This is a genomic window from Streptomyces sp. CHD11, assembly GCF_018638295.1.
Taxonomy (GTDB): Bacteria; Actinomycetota; Actinomycetes; order Streptomycetales; family Streptomycetaceae; genus Streptomyces.
Genome location: NZ_JABTTS010000029.1, coordinates 21,302 through 40,617 on the forward strand (window position 1 = coordinate 21,302; position 19,316 = coordinate 40,617).

Consider the following 19,316-nt stretch of genomic DNA (forward strand, 5'->3'; position numbering starts at 1 on the left):
GGCGGACCTCAGCCCGTCGCCGTTCTCCGCACGCGCCGCCACAGGCCAGGGGCCGCGCTGATGAGTACGGTCAGGACGATCGCCGCCAGGACGCCCGCCCACGCCTCCCTGAACAGGGAACCGCCGAGGACGCCGATCAGCTGGTACGTCGCCGCCCAGGCGACGCAGGCCGGCAGATTGCCGCGCACGAAGCGCCGCACCGGCCACTGCGCGAGCAGGCAGGCCAGCATCACCGGCAGCCGCCCGGCCGGCATCAGCCGGGACAGCACCAGCACGGCCACCCCGTGGTCGGTGAGTTTCCGCCGCGCCTGCTCCAGCCGGTCCTCCGGGGCCCGCCGCCGGATCGCCTCCAGCCAGCGCGAGCCGTTCCTCGACTTCATCCCGCGCCGCCCCAGCCAGTACAGCGCCACGTCCCCGAGGAACGCGGCCAGCGACGCCGTGAGGAGCAGCAGCACCATGGAGAACGGCGCCGTTCGGTGGAAGGCGACCACGGCCGCCGAACTGACCAGCGCGCCCGTCGGGACCACCGGCACCAGCGCGCCGATCAGCACCAGCAGGAACAGCGAGGGGTAGCCGACCGCCTGCTGGGTGGAATCGGGCGCGACGACCGGAAGGGCCGCCAGCGCGGCCACCGGTGACAGGGACGTGCCGGCCGCCTGGCCCAGGGCGGCGGGGAGTATCACCGTGCGCCCTCCAGGCGCACGCTCTCCCCGTGCCCGAGGCGGTGCACGCTCGACCCGGGGGCGTGCCGGGCCGCCAGTCGCTCGAACTCATGTCCGGGCGCGTGGAACTCGTGGGGGCGCACGGCATCCATCCCGATCGGCCAGTACGTGCCGTAGTGCACCGGAACCGCGCTGGGCGCCCCCAGCAGCGCCAGCGCCTCGGCCGCGCGCCCCGCGTCCAGATGCCCCTCGCCGAGATACGGTCCCCAGCCGCCCACCGGCAGCAGCGCCACGTCGACCGGACCGACCTCCTCCGCCATCCCCGCGAAGAGACCGGTGTCCCCGGCGAAGTACGTCCGCGCCTCACCCTCCACGACATAGCCGAGCGCGGGCGCGCGCCGCCGTCCGACCGGCAGCCGCCGCCCGTCGTGCCGCGCGGTCACCGTCCGTACGACGAGACGGCCGACCGTCGTCACCTCGCCGGGAGCCGTCTCGCTCACGCGCAGATGCGTGAGCCGGCGCAGCCCCGGCACCGCCCGCGCCGCGCCCCGGGGCACGAGCAGGCGGGTGCCCGGGGCGAGCAGGGCCAGGGACGGCACATGCAGATGGTCGGCGTGCAGATGGGAGACCAGGGCGACGTCCGCGTGCCGGGCGTCGGCGGGCGGCACCTCGCCGCGCCGGCGGCGCAGATGCGCGAGCCGGCGGGCGAACAGGGGGTCGGTGAGCACACGGGTGTGCGAGTCCTCGACCGTGCAGGTGGCGTGCCCCCACCACGTGACGTCCACCGGCACTTCTTCGCCTCCTTCGCGCGCCTCCCGGAAGCCTACGCGCAGGAGTAGGGTCGGCGGCGAAACCGGAGGTGAGGGGGGCTCCATGAAACCGGTGCGGGTGACGGCGATCGCGAGTCTGACGCCGCTGGAGGAACTGGACGACGATCCCTTCCTGGTGGACTCCCGCAGCCAGCACGCCATGTGCGCCCGCTGGGCCGGCGAGCGGGGCCATGTGGTGGCCCGCGAACTGCTGGTGCGGGGACTGCGGCCCGATCACAGCCTGCTGTGGGAGGGGGTGCGGCCCGGCGCCGACCTGTTCGTGGCGCCCAGCCTGCGCGTACTGGAGCGCGCGCTGTCCTCCGTGGAGGAGTTCACCGCCGAGTGCGCGCGGCGCGGGGTGCGCGTGGAGACCGTGGGGCGCGCGGAACCGTCGTACGACGCCGCGATGAAGGCCAGGGTGCACCGCAGGCTGTCGATGCCGACGGCCGGCTACGACGGCCGCTGAACCGCGCGGGAGCGCGCGGAGGGGGACGAACCGCCTGTTCCGACCGTTGTGACAGGGTGGAGAGGGGCCGGACAGGCCGGGACGTGAGGGGTACGGGGCGTGGGTGGCGGACGGTGGCGACGGGTCGCCAGTCAGATCGGGCGGAGCGTCACGGTGTGGATCGTCTCCACCCTGACCATGCTGCTGCTCGCCGGGATCCTGCCGGACTTCCGGCTGCGCTCGGCCGACGGCGGCAGCGCCACCGACACCGCGGTCACCGCCGCCCTCGGCGCCGGCGCCTTCGGTCTGCTGTCCGCCCTGGTCTGGCCCCTGCTGGTGCGCCTCCTGCTGCTGGTACCGGCGCTGGTCCTCGGACTGCTGGTGTTCTTCCTCAACGGCGCCCTGCTCTGGCTGGCCCTCTACCTCAACCCCGTCGAACGGGGCGCCGTCGTCCCCGAGACGGCGGTCGTCGTCGCCGCCGTCATGTCCGCCGTCGCCTCGGCCACCGGCGCCGCCCTCGCCGTACGCGACGACGACGCCTACCGCCGCCGCCTCTACCGCCTCGCCCACCGCAGACGGGGTTCCGCCCCGCCCTGCCCGGCCACCCCCGGCACCGTCTTCCTGCAACTCGACGGCGTCGGCCACGACGTGCTGCTCGACGCCGTCGACAAGGGGCTGATGCCGACCGTCGCCCGCTGGCTCGGCACCGGCACCGGCGGCGACCGGCCCTCCCACCGCCTCACCCGCTGGCGCACCGACTGGTCCAGCCAGACCGGCGCCAGCCAGCTCGGCATCCTGCACGGCAGCAACTACGACGTCCCCGCCTTCCGCTGGTACGAGAAGGCCCGCCGCGAGGTCATGGTCTGCAACCGGCCCACCAGCGCCGCGGAACTCCAGGCCCGGGCCATCGAGTACTCCGGTCACGCCGGACTGCTCGCCGCGGACGGTGCCAGCCGGGGCAACCTGTTCAGCGGCGGCGCCGGCGAACAGGCCCTGGTGCTGTCCATCGCCACCCGCCGCAGGGACCCCGCCGCCCGCTCCCGCGCGGGCTACTTCGCCTACTTCTCCGACCCCGCCAACGCCGTGCGCACCGCGCTGTCCTTCGTCGCCGAGGTCGGCCGGGAGATCGGCCAGTCGACCCTGGCCCGGCTGCGCGAACAGCGCCCGCGCGTCTCACGCGGCGGCCTCTACCCGTTCGTACGGGCCTTCGCGACCGTCGTCGAACGGGACGTCGTCGTCGCCGCCGTGACGGGCGACCTGCTGTCCGGCCGCACCTCCGTCTACGCCGACCTGGTGGCCTACGACGAGGTCGCCCACCACTCAGGACCCACCGGCCGGGACAGCGAGAAGGTCCTCCAGCGCCTCGACCGCTCCCTCGCCCTGATCGAGAACGTCGCCGAGCACGCCCCCCGTCCGTACCGCATCGTCGTCCTCTCCGACCACGGGCAGAGCCCCGGCGAGACCTTCCGCTCCCGCTACGGCCTCACCCTCGGCGACCTGGTGCGGGCCGGCTGCGGGCTGCCCGTGCCGCGCCGCGCCAGGCGCACCCACAGCGGCGCCGAGGCCCGCGCGGCCGTCCGCGCTGCGCTGCGCCGGCCCGTCGAGGAGGGCACCGAGCACTACCGCCCCTCGCGCGGTTCCGATCCCGTCGTGCTCGCCTCGGGCAACCTGGGTCTGATCTCCTTCCCGGACGTGCCGCACCGGATGACCAAGGAGGAGATCGACGCCCGCCACCCCGCGCTGCTGCCGACCCTCGCCAACCACCCCGGCATCGGCTTCCTCCTGGTCCGCAGCGAACGCCACGGCGGGGTCGTGCTCGGCGCGTACGGCGCCGAGATCCCGCTGGACGAGCTGGACGACACCCCCGGACCCCTGGCGGCCTTCGGCCCCGGCGCCGCCGACGTCGTGCGCCGCACCCACACCTTCCCGCACACCGCCGACATCATGGTCAACTCCTTCCACGACCCCGTGGACGGCGAGGTGCTCGCCTTCGAGGAGCAGATCGGCTCCCACGGCGGTCTCGGCGGAGCCCAGTCCCGCCCCTTCCTGCTGTCCCCGCTCGCCCTGTCGCCGCCCGTCGCCGAGGGCGCGGTCCTCGCCGGCGCCGAGCAGGTCCACCGCGTACTGCGCCGCTGGCTGACGGAAGCGGACGACGCGGGGCTGCCGTCGGCTCCGGACCACCGGCGCGCGGCCTGAACCAGCCGTTGACCCGCCCGCCACGGCCGTCGACGATGGCGCGATGAACCCGCCCGACGCGGCCCCCGACGGCGACGCGACGAACCCGCACGCCGCGTACACGCTGGGTGAACTGCGCAGGCTCGACCCGGCCGTGCGCGCGGACATCCTGTGCGTCCTGGACCGCGTCGCCCGGGACCTCCCCGCCCACTGGAGCCGCCGCAAGGGCGTCCCCCAGCTCATGGTGTTCCCCGACGGTCACGGGGACGCCCGGGTGGAGCGGACCAGCCTGCGCGAGATGGCCGAGTACGGGTACCTCGACGAGCTCCACCGCTGGGTCCGCGGCGTCCCGGCCGCCAAGGCCCGGGAGCACGGCTGCGCCGCGCTGGTGTACGGCAACCGTATCCACGCCAGGATCAACCGGATCGGCCCCTTCGGGGCGCCCCGGTTCGCCCCGGACACCCACGTGGCGGTCTGCGTGGCGCACCGGGACGTGCCGATGGCGCCGGACTTCTCGCTCACCTTCGACACCGTGGGCCGGTTCCTCCCACGGCTGGTGTTCCACGACTGGGTGGCCGAGACCCTCGACCGTGCCCGGCGGATCTGACGCGGCGGAAAACGCGTTGCGCCGGTTCCGTGCGGCGCAGTTCACTGGTATCGGCACCCCCGATCCGTGTGTTCCGGCCCGACGCCGGCAGTGCGTGCGCCCCTTCCGACCTCCCCGGCCCTCCAGGAGCCCTTGCGTGCAGGCAGCCGTCACCGTCACCCCTTCCCGTGTCCCGGAACTGCTGCTCGGTCTGGCGACCGTACGGCCGGTCTTCCTCTGGGGGGCGCCCGGCATCGGAAAATCCTCCCTGGTCCGGGAGTTCTCCGAGAGCCTGGGCCTGGAGTGCGTGAGTCTGCTGGGTACCCAGCTCGCCCCCGAGGACCTGATCGGTGTACCGCAGATCCGCGACGGCCGCTCGGTGTTCTGTCCGCCGGAGGCGATCGCCCGTGACGAGCCGTACTGCCTGTTCCTGGACGAGCTGAACGCGGCCACCCCCGATGTGCAGAAGGCGTTCTACTCGCTGATCCTGGACCGCCGGATCGGCGACTACGAGCTGCCCAAGGGCTCCATCGTCATCGGCGCCGGCAACCGCGCCACCGACAACGCGCTGGCCCGCCCGATCGCCTCCGCGCTCATCAACCGCCTCACCCACGTCCACCTCGAGGTGTCCGCCGGGGACTGGCTGGTCTGGGCGGCGAACAACGGCATCCATCCATGGATCACCGACCACCTCACCGACCGCCCCGACCACCTGTGGTCCAAGCCGCCGAAGACCGAGGAGCCCTTCTCCACGCCCCGCTCCTGGCACATGCTCTCCGACGCGCTGCACTCCTTCGGCCGCGACCTCGGCGAGGACACCCTCAAGGTCCTCGCCCACGGCACGCTCACCCCCGCCCACGCCACCGCCTTCTGCGGTTACGTCAAGATCGTCCGCAGCCGCTTCGGGATCGACGCCGTCATCAAGGGCGAGGCCCGCTGGCCGCACCGGATCGAGGACCGCGACCTGCTCTACTACCTCGCCGAGTCGTTCCGCGGACGTCTGGTCAAGGAACTCCCGGCGGCCAGGGAGCACATGTCGGCCAACGGCCGGCAGACCGCGTACCGCGCCAAGGCGCTGCTGGTGCAGCTCGCCGAGATCTCCGTCGAGGTCGCCCAGACCGTCATCGCCTCCGACGACGACGGCAACCCGGTCCTGCCGGCCTGGTTCCTCGTCGAGGCGGCCCGGGACATGCCCCGGCTGGTGGAGGCGCGCCGGTGAGCCGCGCCCACCCGAAGGGGCAGAAGAACGCGAAGGGGCGGAAGAAGCGGGACCTCGCACAGGAGGCGTTCGACGCGGGACTGCGGCTGGTGCGGGCCAACCCCGCACTGGCCGCCGTCGAGTTCGAGGTCTGCCGCCGGGAGAACTGCGAGTCCGCGCCCCGCGACGGGCTGGTGCGCGTGGACTCCGAGGCCGTCCTGCACGCCCACCCGGACCGCATGGCCGACCCGGAGGCCTGGGCGTGGGCCCTCGCGCACGCCGTCCTCCACCTCGGCTTCGGACACGTCCCGGCCGCGAAGGGCCCCCGCGAGCAGCCCGACCACAGCGAGCTCGCCGCCCGCTGCGTCGTCGTCAACCGCTTCCTGCTCGGCTTCCCCGTCGGCAGGACCCCCGATCACCTGCCCGCCGCCTACCCGGACGGGGACGAGGAGCGGCTCGCCGCGCACTGGCGCCGGGACGGCGTCCCGGCCGTGTACGAGCGCTGCGGCACGGCGGCCGGCGAGGCGGACCTGTTCCTCCTGCCGTGGGACGGCTGGTACGGGCAGCCACCGGACCACCAGCTGGCGTTCGCCACCGCCCTCGCCCGTACCGTCTCCGCCGCGATGGACCTGGCGGGCGGCCGCCGCGACAGCCTGGACGGCAAGCCCGTCCCCCGGCGCCCCTGGGAGCGGGCGCTCGGCTGGTTCATCTCCTCCTACCCCCTGCTCGGCGGCATCGCAGCCGGAATCACCCTGGTCGCCGACGCCGAACTCGCGCGAGCCCACAACATCTCCGTCGCCGCCGTCGACGCCGCGGCCGGGGAGATCTACGTCAACCCGCTGCGGCGGCTGGAGGACGGGGAATGGCGGTTCGTCCTCGCCCACGAGATGCTCCACGCCGCCCTGCGCCACGGCGACCGCTGCGGCGCACGCGACCCGTACCTGTTCAACGTCGCCTGCGACTACGTCGTCAACGACTGGCTGCGGGAGATGCGGGTCGGCACCATGCCCGAGGGCCTGCTGTACGACAAGGAGCTCGCCGGGCTGTCCGCCGAGGAGGTCTACGACCGGATCACCGCCGACCTCCGCCGCATGCGCCGGCAGGCCACGCTGCGGGGCAAGGGACTCGGCGACATCCTCGGCGGCCCCCTCGGCCCGCCCTGCGACCCCGTCGACCTCGACGGCTTCTACCGCCGCGGCCTCGCCCAGGGCCTGGATCTGCACGACCGGCAGGAGCGCGGCTTCCTGCCCGCCGGCCTGGTCCAGGAGATCCGCGCCCTCGACCACCCCCCGGTGCCCTGGGACGCCCGGCTGGCCCGCTGGTTCGACGAGTTCGTGCCCCGCCCCGAGCCCCTCCGCTCCTACGCGCGTCCCTCCCGCCGCCAGGCGTCCACCCCCGACATCCCCCGCGCGGGGCGCCACTTCCCGCCCGAGGAGATCGCCCGCTGCACCTTCGGCGTGGTCCTGGACACCTCCGGCTCCATGGACCGGGTCCTGCTCGGCAAGGCGCTCGGCGCCATCGCCTCCTACGCCGAGGCCCGCGACGTACCGGCCGCCCGCGTGGTGTTCTGCGACGCCGCACCGCACGACGCGGGGTACGTGCCGGTCACCGAGATCGCCGGGAGGGTGCGGGTGCACGGCCGGGGCGGCACCGTGCTCCAGCCCGGTATCGACTTCCTCCAGCGCGCCGACGACTTCCCGCCCGCCGCGCCGCTCCTGGTGATCACCGACGGCTGGTGCGACGTGCTCCGGGTCCGGCGCGAGCACGCGTATCTGATCCCGCGCGATGTTCGGCTGCCGTTCACCGCGAGAGGGCCCGTCTTCCGGGTGAGTTGAGCCGTGATGTGATCGGATGGGGGAGGGTGCACCGGTGATCCGGGCGCCCGGACCGAGCACCGGCGGACACAGCCGGACATGTACGAAAGGATGGGTCATGGCAGCCACGCGCTCCGCACACACCGTTTGGGAAGGCAGTCTCTTCAAGGGCAGCGGGGTCGTCGCCTTCGACTCCTCCGGCGCCATCGCCGAGCAGCCGGTGACCTGGGTGTCGCGTGCCGAGGAGGCGAACGGGAAGACCAGCCCGGAGGAGCTGATCGCCGCAGCGCACTCCAGCTGCTTCTCCATGGCCCTGTCCAACGGTCTCGACAAGGCCGGCACCCCGCCGACCAAGCTGACCACCTCCGCCGACGTCACGTTCGTGCCCGGTGAGGGCATCACCGGCATCCACCTCACCGTCGAGGGCACGGTCCCGGGCCTCGACGAGGCCGGTTTCACCGCCGCGGCCGAGGACGCCAAGGTGAACTGCCCGGTCAGCCAGGCGCTCAAGGGCACGAACATCACCCTGACGGCGAAGCTCGCCTGACCCGCTCGCCGCGTCGAGCCACCGCAGGCCGCTCCGTCCGGGGCGGCCTGCGGCACATCCCCCGGGAGCAGGCCACCATGACGTCACGCCCCGCTGTCTCCGCCCATCGCGGCGGTTCCGAGCGCGCCGCGCCGGCGACGTGGGAGGCCTACGAGGACGCGCTCGCCTCCGGTGCGGAGTACGTCGAGTTCGACGTCCGGCGCACGGCGGACGGCGTCTTCGTCGTCCACCACGACGCCCGGGTACGGCGCACCGGACCGCCGCTGTCCACGCTCACCCACGCCGAGCTGAACGAGCGCGCGGGATACCCCGTGCCCGTCGTGGACGAGGTCATGGAGCTGATCGCGGGGAAGCTCGTCGCGCACCTGGACCTGAAGGAGACCGGACACGAGCGGGAGCTGACCGACCGCGCGGTCGCCCTGCTCGGCGAGGACGGCTTCGTCGCCACCACCCTCGAGGACCGCTCCGTCGCCGCCGTCACCGCCCTCCGCCCGCGTGTGCGCGCCGTCCTGTCTCTCGGCCGGGACGGGGCTGACATCGCACGGCGCGGTCTGGTGGCCACCCGGGTCAGCGAACTGCTCCCGATGCGCCGGGTCCGCGCCTGCGGCGCCCACGGGGTGGCGGTGCACCAGCGTCTGGCCCGCGCCACCGTGCTGCGCGAGGCGGCGCGTAACAGACTGTTCACCATGGTGTGGACGGTGAACGAGGACGCGGCCCTGCGGGGTTTCCTCACGGACCCGCGCGTGGACGTGCTGATCACGGACCGTCCCCGACGCGCCGTGGAACTGCGGGAGCGCAGGGACACCCACACCCCTCGTTGACAATCACCCATTCAAACCATTGACAACAGGGCGCTCAAGTTTTGTGCTGGAAGTCGGGAGAGGTGCCCTCACGCGGAAGGGGACAGCGATGGGACGTGCCGTCGGAATCGACCTGGGAACCACGAACTCGGTGGTGGCCGTGCTGGAAGGAGGCGAGCCCACCGTCATCGCCAACGCGGAGGGGGCGCGCACCACGCCCTCGGTGGTGGCCTTCGCCAAGAACGGCGAGGTGCTGGTCGGCGAGGTCGCCAAACGGCAGGCCGTGACGAACATCGACCGCACCGCCCGCTCGGTCAAGCGGTACATGGGCGACGCCCAGTGGCGCTTCCCCGCGGAGGGCTCCGTCGACGGCACCCGCTTCACGCCGCAGGAACTGTCCGCCCGGGTCCTGCAGAAGCTGCGCCGGGACGCCGAGTCGTACCTCGGCGAGGACGTCACCGACGTGGTCATCACCGTACCGGCCTACTTCGACGACACCCAGCGGCAGGCCACCAAGGAAGCCGGGGAGATCGCCGGCCTCAAGGTGCTGCGGATCATCAACGAGCCCACGGCGGCGGCCCTGGCGTACGGCCTGGACAAGGAGAACGAGCAGACCGTCCTCGTCTTCGACCTGGGCGGCGGTACCTTCGACGTGTCTCTGCTCGACATGGGCGACGGCGTCATCGAGGTGAAGGCCACCAACGGCGACACCCACCTCGGTGGCGACGACTGGGACCAGCGCGTCGTCGAGTACCTCACCAAACGCTTCAAGGGGCAGTACGGCGTCGACCTGTCCAAGGACAAGATGGCCGTGCAGCGGCTGCGGGAGGCCGCCGAGAAGGCGAAGATCGAACTGTCCTCGTCGACCGAGACCACCATCAACCTGCCCTACATCACCGCCTCCGCCGAGGGCCCCCTGCACCTCGACGAGAAGATGACCCGCGCCCAGTTCCGCGAACTCACCGAGGACCTGCTGGAGCGCTGCAAGAAGCCCTTCCACCAGGCCGTCAAGGACGCCGGTGTGCAGCTGTCCGCGGTCGACCACGTCATCCTCGTCGGCGGCTCCACCCGGATGCCCGCCGTCACCGACCTGGTCCGCGAACTCACCGGCAAGGAACCCCACAAGGGCGTCAACCCCGACGAGGTCGTGGCTCTCGGCGCCGCCCTCCAGGCCGGTGTCATCCGCGGCGACGTCAAGGACGTGCTGCTGCTCGACGTCACGCCGCTGTCCCTGGGCATCGAGACCAAGGGCGGCATCATGACCAAACTGATCGAGCGCAACACCACGATCCCCACCCGGCGTTCGGAGACCTTCACCACCGCCGCCGACAACCAGCCCTCCGTCGGCATCCAGGTCTACCAGGGCGAACGCGAGATCGCCGCCTACAACAAGAAGCTCGGCGTCTTCGACCTCACCGGCCTGCCGCCCGCCCCGCGCGGTGTCCCGCAGATCGAGGTCGCCTTCGACATCGACGCCAACGGGATCATGCACGTCTCCGCGAAGGACCTCGCCACCGGGCGCGAGCAGAAGATGACCGTCACCGGCGGCTCGGCCCTGCCCAAGGACGACATCGACCGCATGATGCGCGACGCCGAACAGTACGCCGAGGAGGATCGCGCGCGCCGGGAGGCGGCCGAGACCCGCAACCAGGGTGAGCAACTCGTCTACCAGACCGAGAAGTTCCTGCGGGACAACGACGACAGGGTGCCCGGTGACACCAAGTCCGAGGTCGAGGCGGCCGTGACGGAACTGAAGCGGCTGCTGGAGCGGGAGGAGGCGGACACGGCCGAGCTGCGCACGGGCGTGGAGAAACTCGCCGCGGTCAGCCAGAAGATGGGCCAGGCGATGTACGCCAGTCCCTCCGGGGGCGGGCAGCAGGACACCGCCCCGCCCCGGGACGACGACGGTGACGGTGACGAGGGCGTGGTGGACGCGGAGATCGTCGACGACGACAGCGACAAACGCGGCAACGGAGCAGCCTGACTCCGCGCCTGCGGTCCGCCGCGGCTCCGGTCAGCCGTCCTACGGCTGCGGCCCGCCGTGGGCGCTGCCAGGGAGCACCCCGGCCCGGCGCCGTCCTTCGCCCTCACCGGCCCGCTGCCGTCCTCCGGCGGCGCGGCTACCGCCCTCCGCGGGCCGTCTGCCGCAGGGCGATGGAGGTCCGGCCCCCCCCCGCTCGGGCGAAGCCGCCCCGGGGTACCTCCCAGGCCCTTCGGGCACTGGGGGAGGCACGACTGCCCGCGGCCGCGGCGGGTGCGGCAGGCCGGCGGAAGGGGCGGGACGGCAGCCGGAGCGGTCCGCAGCAGCCGGCCGGAGGAGGGGCGGCACGGGGCGGACTCGCGCGGTCCGGGTGAGCGCGGACCCCCTTGGCCGGCGGGTGCCGGTCAGTAGTGTTCGCGGCACTTCCGCAGGAGTTGCTCCGTGCGGTGTGTCGAGGCCGCCCGCGCCGTCATATGGTCCAGCACCTCCAGGTGCACGGACACCTCCCGCCGGGAATCCAGATACAGCGCGCCCGTCAGGTACTCGGTGAACACCATGTCCGGCAGCTCCGGCTCGGCGAAGCGGAACAGCGAGAACGGCGCGTACGTCCCCGGATGCGGCCCGTCGGCGAACTCGGCGACCTGCAACGTGATCCGGTCCCGCGCGGAGTAGTCGAGCAGCTTGTCGAGCTGGTCGCGCATCACCCGTCCGTCGACGCTCACGGGACGCCGCAGCACCGTTTCCTCCATCAGCACCCACAGGTGCGGTGGATCGGAGCGCTCCAGCAGCCGCTGGCGCTCCATGCGCAGGGACACATGCCGCTCGACCGCGTCCCGCCCCGCGTTGCCGATGGTCCCGGCCTCCAGGACGGCGCGGGCGTAGTCCTCCGTCTGCAGCAGCCCCGGCACGAAGTGCGGCTCGTAGGAGCGGATGATCCGGGCGGCGCCCTCCAGGCTCACGTACAGGCTGAACCACTCGGGCAGCACATCGTGGTACCGCTGCCACCAGCCCGGCCGGTTCGCCTCCTCGGCGAGCTCCACGAACGCCTCGGACTCGCCGTCGGCCACCCCGTACGCGGTCAGCAGCAGCTGGACGTAGGGGATCTTCAGCGCGACCTCGGCCATCTCCATCCGCCGCACGGTCGCCGGCGCCACCCGCAGGATCCGGGCAGCCTCCTCACGCGAGAGACCTGCGGCCTCCCGCAGCTCGTACAGCCGCCTTCCCAGAACCACCTGGCCCACGGTCGGTGCGGCCCGCCGCTCACTCAACGCCACGCCTCCCCAACGCGCCCGGGCATGGGCTCAGTCTGTCATGTTCCTCCGACACTCTCACGAGCGACGGTGATCCGCTCTGTTTCCCTGCTCCCCACGGCCCTTACCCGGCAGGTAATCGACCCCGGCCGGCCCCCACGGGACCGTGGACGCACCGGGTCCCGGGCCGGCGCACTCCGGTCCGGGACCCGGCATCCCACCCGTACCCGCCACCGCGACCGAACCCGACGGAGGGTGATTCATCATGTCCGCGACCCCGCTTGCCGCGCTCGCCCGGACGGTGGAACCGCAGCTGATGCTGCACCGTTTCCTGGCCCTCGACGCGGCGGTGACGGGCGCCAACGCGCTCGCCTGCCTCGCCCTCTCCGGCCCGCTGGGCCGCTTCCTCGGCGTCGGCTCCGCCCTGCTCCTGGGGCTCGGCGCGTTCCTCGCCGTGTACGCGGCGGGTGTGGGTCTGCTGGCCGCCCGGCCGCACCCGCCGGCGGCCGGCGTACGCGTCGTCGTCGAGGTCAACCTCGCCTGGGCGGCGGTGAGTCTCGGCGCGCTCGCGCTGTGGCTCACCCCCACCGCGGCGGGCGCCGTGTGGACGGTCCTCCAGGCGCTCGTCGTGGCCGCCTTCGCCGTGCTCCAGCACCTGGCGCTGTGGCAGCGTCAGCTCAACCAGGTCTGAAGGTACTTGGCGGTCGCCGGGTCGGCCGGGAGCAGTGTCTCCACTGCCAGCTCGGCGACGGTCACGTCCATCGGTGTGTTGAAGGTCGAGATCGACGACACGAAGGACAGCCGCCGCCCTTCGTGCTCGATGACCATCGGCAGCGCGAAGTACGCCACCGGCTCCGGCGGTTCTTCCGGGTGCCGCCTGCCGGTGTCCGGCACCGGGTACGCCGCGACCTCCTCGTACAGGGCCCGCAGCGGCTCGGAACGGCGCAGCGCGATGTGCCGCCCCATCTGCTCCAGCAGATGTCCGCGCCACTCGCGCAGGTTCAGGATCCGCGGCGCCAGCCCCTGCGGGTGCAGGGTGAGCCGCACCGCGTTCAGCGGCGGGGTCAGAAGCGACTCCGGCATTCCGTCGAACAGCGTCATCACCCCCCGGTTCGCCGCCACGACGTCGTACACCGCGTCCACCACCAGCGCCGGATACGGCTCGAAGCCGCCGATCAGCCGCTCGATGCCGTCCCGCAGCGCGTCCAGCGCCGGATCGTCCAGCGGGGTGTGCGGGAACCGGGGCGCGTAACCGGCGGCCAGCAGCAGCGCGTTGCGCTCGCGCATCGGGACGTCCAGCCGCTCGGCCAGCCGCAGCACCATCTCCTCGCTGGGCCGGGAGCGGCCGGTCTCGATGAAGCTGATGTGCCGGGCGGAGGAGTCGGCGCGCAGGGCCAGCTCCAGCTGGCTGACCCGCCGCTGCTCCCGCCAGGACCGCAGCAGCGGGCCCACGCCCCCGGCGGCGGAGGAGGCGGCGGCTCGGGAGGGGACAGTGGTCATGGAAGGACCGTAGTCGAGAAGCGGCCGTACCGGAGAGCCCGTGACCAGGGCTCCGAGGGCTCTCCTGTGGCAGCCTGGAAGTCCGGCGGGAGAGCCGGATCCCCCACCCGGTGAAGGAGCGCGGCCCATGCCCGTCGAACCGCTGTCGCAGAAGGAGATCGAGGACCGGCTGGCCGGACTGCCGGGCTGGTCGCTCGACGGGGACCGCCTCACCCGCTCCTACCGGCTCGGCTCGCACTTCGCGGCGACGGCGATGGTCGTCCACATCGCCCGGGTGCAGGAGGAACTGGACCACCACTCCGACCTCACCCTCGGCTACGACACCGTGTCCCTGTCCGTCCACACCCACAGCGCGGGCGGCGCCGTCACCGACAAGGACATCGAGCTCGCCCGCAGGGTGGAGGACCTGGCAGCCGGTCACGGTGCACACTGAGGCGTGTGCTCGACTACGACGAGGAAGCGGAGCGGTACGACGCCCTGCGCGGCGGTGAGCCCCGGGCGGCGGCCGCCGCCGAGGCCGTACTGAGCCTCGTGCCCGGGGGTGCGCGGGACCTGCTGGACGTGGCCTGCGGCACCGGGATCGTGACCCGGAGGCTGTCCGCGGCCCGCACCGGTCTGCGGGTGACGGGGGTGGACCTGGCCCCGTCGATGACCCGGATGGCGGCATCCCGGCTGCCGGGCGCCGTGGTCCGCGCGGACAGCCGCCGGCTGCCGTTCGGCGACGCCCGGTTCGACGCCGTCGTCAGCGTGTGGCTGCTGCACCTCATGTCCCGCCCCGAGGACGTACGGACGGTCGTCGGCGAGTGTGCCCGCGTCCTGCGGCCCGGCGGGGTCTACGTCACCACCGTCCACAAGGGTGCCTCGCACAACGTCGGCAGTGACATCGACGCGGTCCTCGCGGCCCGCCCGCCCAGCCCGGTGCCCGACGCCCCCGCCGAGGTGACGGCCTGGTCCGCCGGGCACGGACTGCTCCCCGCCGGACAGGCCCGCTTCCGGGGCCACGGCCAGGGCCGCAGCCCCCGCCGCACCATCGCGGACCTGCGCCGCGGCTGGTTCGTCACCCTCCCCCCGGGAGGACCGCTCGCCGAGGACTTCGCCGCCCGCCTGGCCGCACTCCCCGACCAGGACCGCCCCCGCCCCGACCCCGGGTTCACCCTCCGGGCCTACCGCAAGCCAGGTCCCGCCGGCCCGGTGCTCATGCCCTGAGCGGCCGGCACTCCACAGCCCGTTCCCCGGCCTCACCACCCGCGCCCGCGCGCACCCGGTACAGGCGGGCTCCAGGCCTCCGGGTCACCGTCTCGACGAGCCGGCCGTCCGTGAACAGGGCCCCCACCCCGTCGTCCACCGCCCACCCGGCGGGCAGCCCGCCGCCCGCCACGGCCGCCCGGTAGGAGTCCCGGCGGCCTGGCTCGCTGTCGTAGTGCGGGCACACCGAACCCGGCAGCAGCCCCAGCCCGTCCCGCAGACACGTCAACGGGCCGAAGGAGTCGGTGAGCGACCCCTCGGCCCAGCAGTTGGCCCCGGCGCTGATCCCGCACAGCAGCGTTCCGCCCTCGTACGCCTCACGCATCAGGCGGTCCACGCCGTGGACCCGCCAGACGGCCAGCAGGTTGGCGGTGTTACCGCCCCCGACGTACACGACGTCCTGCGCGAGCAGGAACGCCCGCAGGTCAGCGTCGTCCGGCTCCCGCCGGAACAACGGCAGTACGGACGGCTCGCACTCCCGCGCCCGGAACGCGTCGAGGAACCTCTCGGCGTAGGCCGGGGCGTCCCCGCTCGCCGTGGGCACGAAGCACACGCTGGGTCGACGTCCGCGGGCGTGACGCAGCACCCAGGTGTCCAGCAGCCCGTCGTCGTCGGTGGAGAAACCTCCCCCGAGCAGGGCCAGACGGCGCGGGGGAACGCCGGCGTCCCGGGTCATCGGACGGCCGCCCGCACGTCGGCACCGGGGCGCGGCGCGGTGCGGAGCGGGTGGAACGACCGCCGTGTCCACAGCAGTTCCGGCGCGATGCCCGGCTTCCCCGGACCGGACGTGCCGTTCAGGACGATGGTGCGGCCGGGCACCCGGGCTCCCTCGCTGTCGCCGGTGGACTGGCCGCACCATTCTCCACCAGCGGGTTCTCAGCGCACCGTGCGGGTCTGCCGGCCCGGACGGGGGAGGGGTGTGAGAAGGACCGGGCGTGAGAGGACCGGGCGGCCCTCCGTGCGCGGAAGGGCCGCCCGGTCGGTCGGTGGCCCCGGCGTCAGGTGCCGGGGCCGGTACGCGAAGCGCCGGCGGGGGCTATTCGAGGAGCTCCGCGTACGAGCCCATGGCCAGGGCGATGTCGGCCTGGGCCCAGAACCGGTGGTACGTGAACGTGGGCGCGGCGCCGCCCGCGAGATAGCTCTCGATCTTCGACCAGGCGGGGTCGTCCTGGTAGAAGGACCGGATCGACGCGAACGTGGACGAGGAGTCGATCGTGTCGCCGTTCGGCATGGTGCCGCTCCAGCCGCTGGGGACGTACACCGGGTCGTCGAAGCGGTTGTAGTCGGCGCGGGTCTCCGGGACGGCGATGCCGAGCGCGTCCTGGTTGTTCTCCCACATGCCGTCGAGGAGCGCCTTCGCCGTGGTCGCCGCCTCGGTGTCACCGGAGCGGTCGGCGTAGTACGTCAGCGTCTTGGCGTAGGCCGCCGCCACACCGACGTCGTCGGTGTAGTCGGCGACCGTGACGTGCAGGTCGCCGTTGTCGCCCGGGGACGAGGCGTTCCAGGTGTCGGGCTGTCCCGACCACTGGAGCGTCGACGGCATCAGGAACGAGCCGTCCGGGTTGACCGTGGTCTCCGACAGGGCCCAGTCGACCCACTTGTCGAGGACGACCTCGGCGTCGGCGTCACCGGTCTGCTGGTAGTACTCGGCGACCCGCTCCATGGACCACGCCTGGAAGCCGAACCACTGGTTGGACGGCGGGTCGTGGTACACCGGCTTCTCGTCGTAGTACATGCCGTAGAAGGTGGGCGTCCCGGCCGGCGGCGCCGCGTACCGGCCGCCCCAGCTGTTGGTCGCGCCGCCCGCGATGGCACCCTCGTCGGACTGCAGCCAGCGGTAGAACTCCAGCTGCCGGTCGAGGGACCTGCCCCAGTCCGCGGCGCCGGTCGCCGACTTCGGCCTGAGGTCCGGGTAGGAGCTGAGCGCGTACGCGGCCAGGGGGTTCTGGTAGCCGCCGTGCGCGTGGCTGGAGCCGATGCGCCAGGCCCAGCCGGCGGAGGCGTCGGTGGCGCCGCCCCAGGCGTAGTACCAGGACATCAGGTAGTGCGAGGCGTCCTTGCCGGTGCCGGCCGGGCAGGACGTGCTGGTGCAGTTGCCGACCTTCTTGAAGTACTTGTCGTACATGGAGTAGCGCAGGTAGTCGCCCATCTTCGCCGCCTTGGCGACGGTGCCGGCGATCTCCCCGTCCTTGCCCTGGTCCCCGGCCCACAGATCCGCCCAGTAGGCGGCCTGCACGGCGCGTGCGTCGGCGTCCGGGGCGTTGGTGAACTTCCACTGCTTCGCGTACGAGGCGTCCTTGGTGAACAGGTCCAGGTAGCCGTTGGGTCCGCCGTACTCGAAGGCGTCACAGGTCGGCTGCGGAACCGTCTCCCACACCGACTCCTGCGCGCCGCGCTGGAAGGTGTTGATGTACGACGGTCCGGTCGCGGTCGGTCCTGCCTCGCACTCGCCGGGCTCGTTGCCGTAGCCGTAGACGTTGTCGACGTCCTGGAGCCAGTGCATGCCGTAGACGTCGTCGGTGCCGTACGCGCTCTTCAGCTCGGCGGCGATCGGGTCGGGGCCGACGGAGACACCGGAGTCCAGCTCCGACGGGTACTCGTCCGGCGTGTCGTGCTCGGGCGCGTAGGTCGCCGGCTTCGAGGGATCGTAGAAGGAGCTGGTCGCCTGGTCGGCGTGGGTGGGGATCATGTACCGCTCCATGATGTCCCAGGCCTCGTTGAACCTCGACCAGTCACCGGTCACCTTGCCGTACATCGCCTGGAGCCACAGCAGGTAGCTGTACGCCTCCGAGGTGGTCTCGTGGCCGTGGTCCGGCGCCTCGACGATCAGCGTCTCGACCGAGTGGTACGGGATGCCCTCGGGGGAGAAGTAGCCGCTGGACGGGTCGGTGATCTTCCCGTACAGCTCCAGGAAGCGCGCGTCGTACGTCTTCGCCGCGCCCAGCTGGGTCACCGTGACCGCCGCCTCGGCGTGGCCGGGTGCCGAGGACTCGAAGACGGCCGAGCCGCTGCCCGAGGCGTCGGCGGCGATCGTCACCCGCTGCGCGGTGTCCCAGTTCGACGGGGTGAAGGTGAGCGAGGCACCGGCCGACACCGACAGCCCCGGGTTGCCGCTGGTCCGCGCGGTCGTGACGGTCGTGTTCGCGCTCGGCTGTTTGGAGAGCTTCACCTCGTACGTGCCGGACTCACCCTGCTGCACGCCCAGTTGGGACGGGGTGGCGACCACGGCGGGGCCCGAGGCGACCGTGATGCCGACCGGGGTCGAACTGGCGGAGGCGCCCATGCTGTCGTACGCCTTCGCCACCAGCGAATGACTGCCCACGGTCAAGCCAGCGACCGAAAGAGTGAAGGGGGCGTCGGTGTCGGTGCCCAGCAGCTCGGTGTCGTCGTAGAACTCCACCTCGGTGATCGTCGCCTCGTCGGCCGCCGCGGCGGTGGCGGCGAGCGGGACCGTCTCGCCCTGGGTGTAGACGGCGCCGGCCTCCGGGCTGGTCAGCACGGTGATCGGCGGCTGATGGGCGCCGGCGCAGGGGGTGCCGTTGACCGCGAAGGAGGTGGGGGCGGCGTTGCTGCCGCTGTAGCTGAACTGGCCGCCGGTCGTGACGGCGGCGCCGGCGGCGATCCGGGCGTTGTACCCGGCGTCCCGCACGGAGACGGTCGTGCCGGACTGCGACCAGGTGCCGTTCCAGCCGTTCAGCAGCCGCTGGTTGCCGGCGTAGTCGTACGTCAGGGTCCAGCCGTCGATGGCGTCCGTGCCGCGGTTGGTGAGGGTCAGCTCCGCGGTGAACCCGGAGCCCCAGTCGTTCGCCCGGTAGTCGACGCTGCACTGGACGGCGGCCGCCCGAGCGGGAGTCGAGCCGGTCGAGAGCATGGTCAGCGGCAGTGCCAGAGCCGCCGCGGCGGCCGTCCACAGCCGCCGTAAGCCGCCGCGTCCTCTGGGTGGGGGATGCATGGTGCTGGTTCCTCCTGCGACTCGGTGGGGTCAAGCCTTGAACCAGTGGGAGCGCTCCCATAGTGGCGACGGGGTGGTGAGGGGTCAAGCCTTGGGGGGAATCGAAAAGATTCGACGATTCGAAGGGGGCGAATGGCGGCAGGCCCTCTGTTCCTGGCCGTCGCTTGGCGCTAGCTTCAGGAGCACCAGTGGGAGCGGTTCCATCAGTCGACGCGTCTGTCACGACGCGTCCGAGCTGCAAGGAGTCGCTCATGCGCCACCCCCGTGTTCAGTACTTCCAGCCACCCCCGTGCTCGTGACGAGCGCCTGACACGGGGTCGCTCGTACCCGTGGGATCCACCCGCCGTCCGTG

General features: G+C 72.7%; 18 protein-coding genes. 11 read left to right on the forward strand and 7 right to left on the reverse strand.

The window, feature by feature from the left end:
- Window positions 1-8: 8 nt before the first annotated feature.
- Both HTV45_RS25435 and HTV45_RS25440 read right to left on the reverse strand, forming a co-directional pair.
- A complete protein-coding gene (locus tag HTV45_RS25435; protein ID WP_215208373.1) occupies window positions 9-641 on the reverse strand; it encodes a DedA family protein in 633 nt (210 codons plus the stop codon).
- 38 nt (window positions 642-679) lie between these two features.
- Window positions 680-1,453: an MBL fold metallo-hydrolase gene (locus HTV45_RS25440; RefSeq protein ID WP_215208208.1), complete on the reverse strand. Its 774-nt coding sequence runs from the start codon at window positions 1,451-1,453 to the stop codon at window positions 680-682.
- Window positions 1,454-1,535: 82 nt separating this feature from the next.
- Here HTV45_RS25440 and HTV45_RS25445 point away from each other — a divergent pair, with 82 nt between their 5' ends.
- From HTV45_RS25445 to dnaK, 8 genes are all read left to right on the forward strand, one after another.
- Complete coding sequence (locus tag HTV45_RS25445; protein ID WP_215208209.1) at window positions 1,536-1,937, forward strand: hypothetical protein; 402 nt, start codon at window positions 1,536-1,538, stop codon at window positions 1,935-1,937.
- A gap of 99 nt (window positions 1,938-2,036) precedes the next feature.
- Window positions 2,037-4,112 (forward strand): phage holin family protein, encoded by a 2,076-nt coding sequence (locus HTV45_RS25450; protein ID WP_215208210.1) that lies wholly within the window; start codon window positions 2,037-2,039, stop codon window positions 4,110-4,112.
- Between the two features lie 43 nt (window positions 4,113-4,155).
- On the forward strand, window positions 4,156-4,698 hold the full coding sequence (locus HTV45_RS25455) for a hypothetical protein (RefSeq protein WP_215208211.1): 543 nt from the start codon (window positions 4,156-4,158) through the stop codon (window positions 4,696-4,698).
- A 136-nt stretch (window positions 4,699-4,834) separates the two neighbouring features.
- The gene (locus HTV45_RS25460) at window positions 4,835-5,896 is read left to right on the forward strand and encodes an ATP-binding protein (RefSeq protein ID WP_215208212.1); all 1,062 of its coding nucleotides are present in this window, start codon (window positions 4,835-4,837) and stop codon (window positions 5,894-5,896) included.
- A complete protein-coding gene (locus HTV45_RS25465) occupies window positions 5,893-7,710 on the forward strand; it encodes a hypothetical protein (protein ID WP_215208213.1) in 1,818 nt (605 codons plus the stop codon). Before HTV45_RS25460 ends, HTV45_RS25465 begins: the two co-directional genes overlap by 4 nt.
- 97 nt (window positions 7,711-7,807) lie before the next feature.
- Window positions 7,808-8,236 carry an OsmC family protein gene (locus HTV45_RS25470; protein WP_215208214.1) on the forward strand — a complete coding sequence of 143 codons (429 nt, stop codon included), beginning with the start codon at window positions 7,808-7,810 and terminating at the stop codon, window positions 8,234-8,236.
- A gap of 77 nt (window positions 8,237-8,313) precedes the next feature.
- Entirely contained in the window at window positions 8,314-9,057 is a 744-nt protein-coding gene (locus HTV45_RS25475; protein ID WP_215208215.1) for a glycerophosphodiester phosphodiesterase family protein, read from the forward strand.
- An 88-nt stretch (window positions 9,058-9,145) separates the two neighbouring features.
- Window positions 9,146-11,020: a molecular chaperone DnaK gene (gene dnaK, locus HTV45_RS25480; protein ID WP_215208216.1), complete on the forward strand. Its 1,875-nt coding sequence runs from the start codon at window positions 9,146-9,148 to the stop codon at window positions 11,018-11,020.
- A 401-nt stretch (window positions 11,021-11,421) separates the two neighbouring features.
- Here the strand turns inward: dnaK and HTV45_RS25485 are convergent, their stop codons facing one another.
- Window positions 11,422-12,285, reverse strand: a complete 864-nt coding sequence (locus HTV45_RS25485) for a helix-turn-helix transcriptional regulator (RefSeq protein WP_215208217.1) — start codon at window positions 12,283-12,285, stop codon at window positions 11,422-11,424.
- Between the two features lie 247 nt (window positions 12,286-12,532).
- Here HTV45_RS25485 and HTV45_RS25490 point away from each other — a divergent pair, with 247 nt between their 5' ends.
- Window positions 12,533-12,958: a hypothetical protein gene (locus tag HTV45_RS25490; protein ID WP_215208218.1), complete on the forward strand. Its 426-nt coding sequence runs from the start codon at window positions 12,533-12,535 to the stop codon at window positions 12,956-12,958.
- Here HTV45_RS25490 and HTV45_RS25495 read toward each other — a convergent pair.
- Window positions 12,940-13,767, reverse strand: a complete 828-nt coding sequence (locus HTV45_RS25495) for a helix-turn-helix domain-containing protein (protein ID WP_215208219.1) — start codon at window positions 13,765-13,767, stop codon at window positions 12,940-12,942. The genes HTV45_RS25490 and HTV45_RS25495 overlap by 19 nt on opposite strands.
- A gap of 127 nt (window positions 13,768-13,894) precedes the next feature.
- Here HTV45_RS25495 and HTV45_RS25500 point away from each other — a divergent pair, with 127 nt between their 5' ends.
- A complete protein-coding gene (locus tag HTV45_RS25500) occupies window positions 13,895-14,200 on the forward strand; it encodes a 4a-hydroxytetrahydrobiopterin dehydratase (protein ID WP_215208220.1) in 306 nt (101 codons plus the stop codon).
- 5 nt (window positions 14,201-14,205) lie between these two features.
- Window positions 14,206-14,973 carry a class I SAM-dependent methyltransferase gene (locus HTV45_RS25505; protein ID WP_215208221.1) on the forward strand — a complete coding sequence of 256 codons (768 nt, stop codon included), beginning with the start codon at window positions 14,206-14,208 and terminating at the stop codon, window positions 14,971-14,973.
- Here HTV45_RS25505 and HTV45_RS25510 read toward each other — a convergent pair.
- From HTV45_RS25510 to HTV45_RS25520, 3 genes are all read right to left on the reverse strand, one after another.
- Window positions 14,963-15,688, reverse strand: coding sequence for a peptidase E (locus tag HTV45_RS25510; protein ID WP_215208222.1), 726 nt, complete (start codon window positions 15,686-15,688; stop codon window positions 14,963-14,965). The two genes, HTV45_RS25505 and HTV45_RS25510, sit on opposite strands and share 11 nt — an antisense overlap.
- Window positions 15,685-15,831, reverse strand: a complete 147-nt coding sequence (locus HTV45_RS25515) for a hypothetical protein (protein ID WP_215208223.1) — start codon at window positions 15,829-15,831, stop codon at window positions 15,685-15,687. The genes HTV45_RS25510 and HTV45_RS25515 overlap by 4 nt, the downstream gene beginning before the upstream one ends.
- Window positions 15,832-16,048: 217 nt before the next feature.
- A complete protein-coding gene (locus HTV45_RS25520) occupies window positions 16,049-18,964 on the reverse strand; it encodes a glycoside hydrolase family 48 protein (protein WP_215208224.1) in 2,916 nt (971 codons plus the stop codon).
- Window positions 18,965-19,316: the final 352 nt, after the last annotated feature.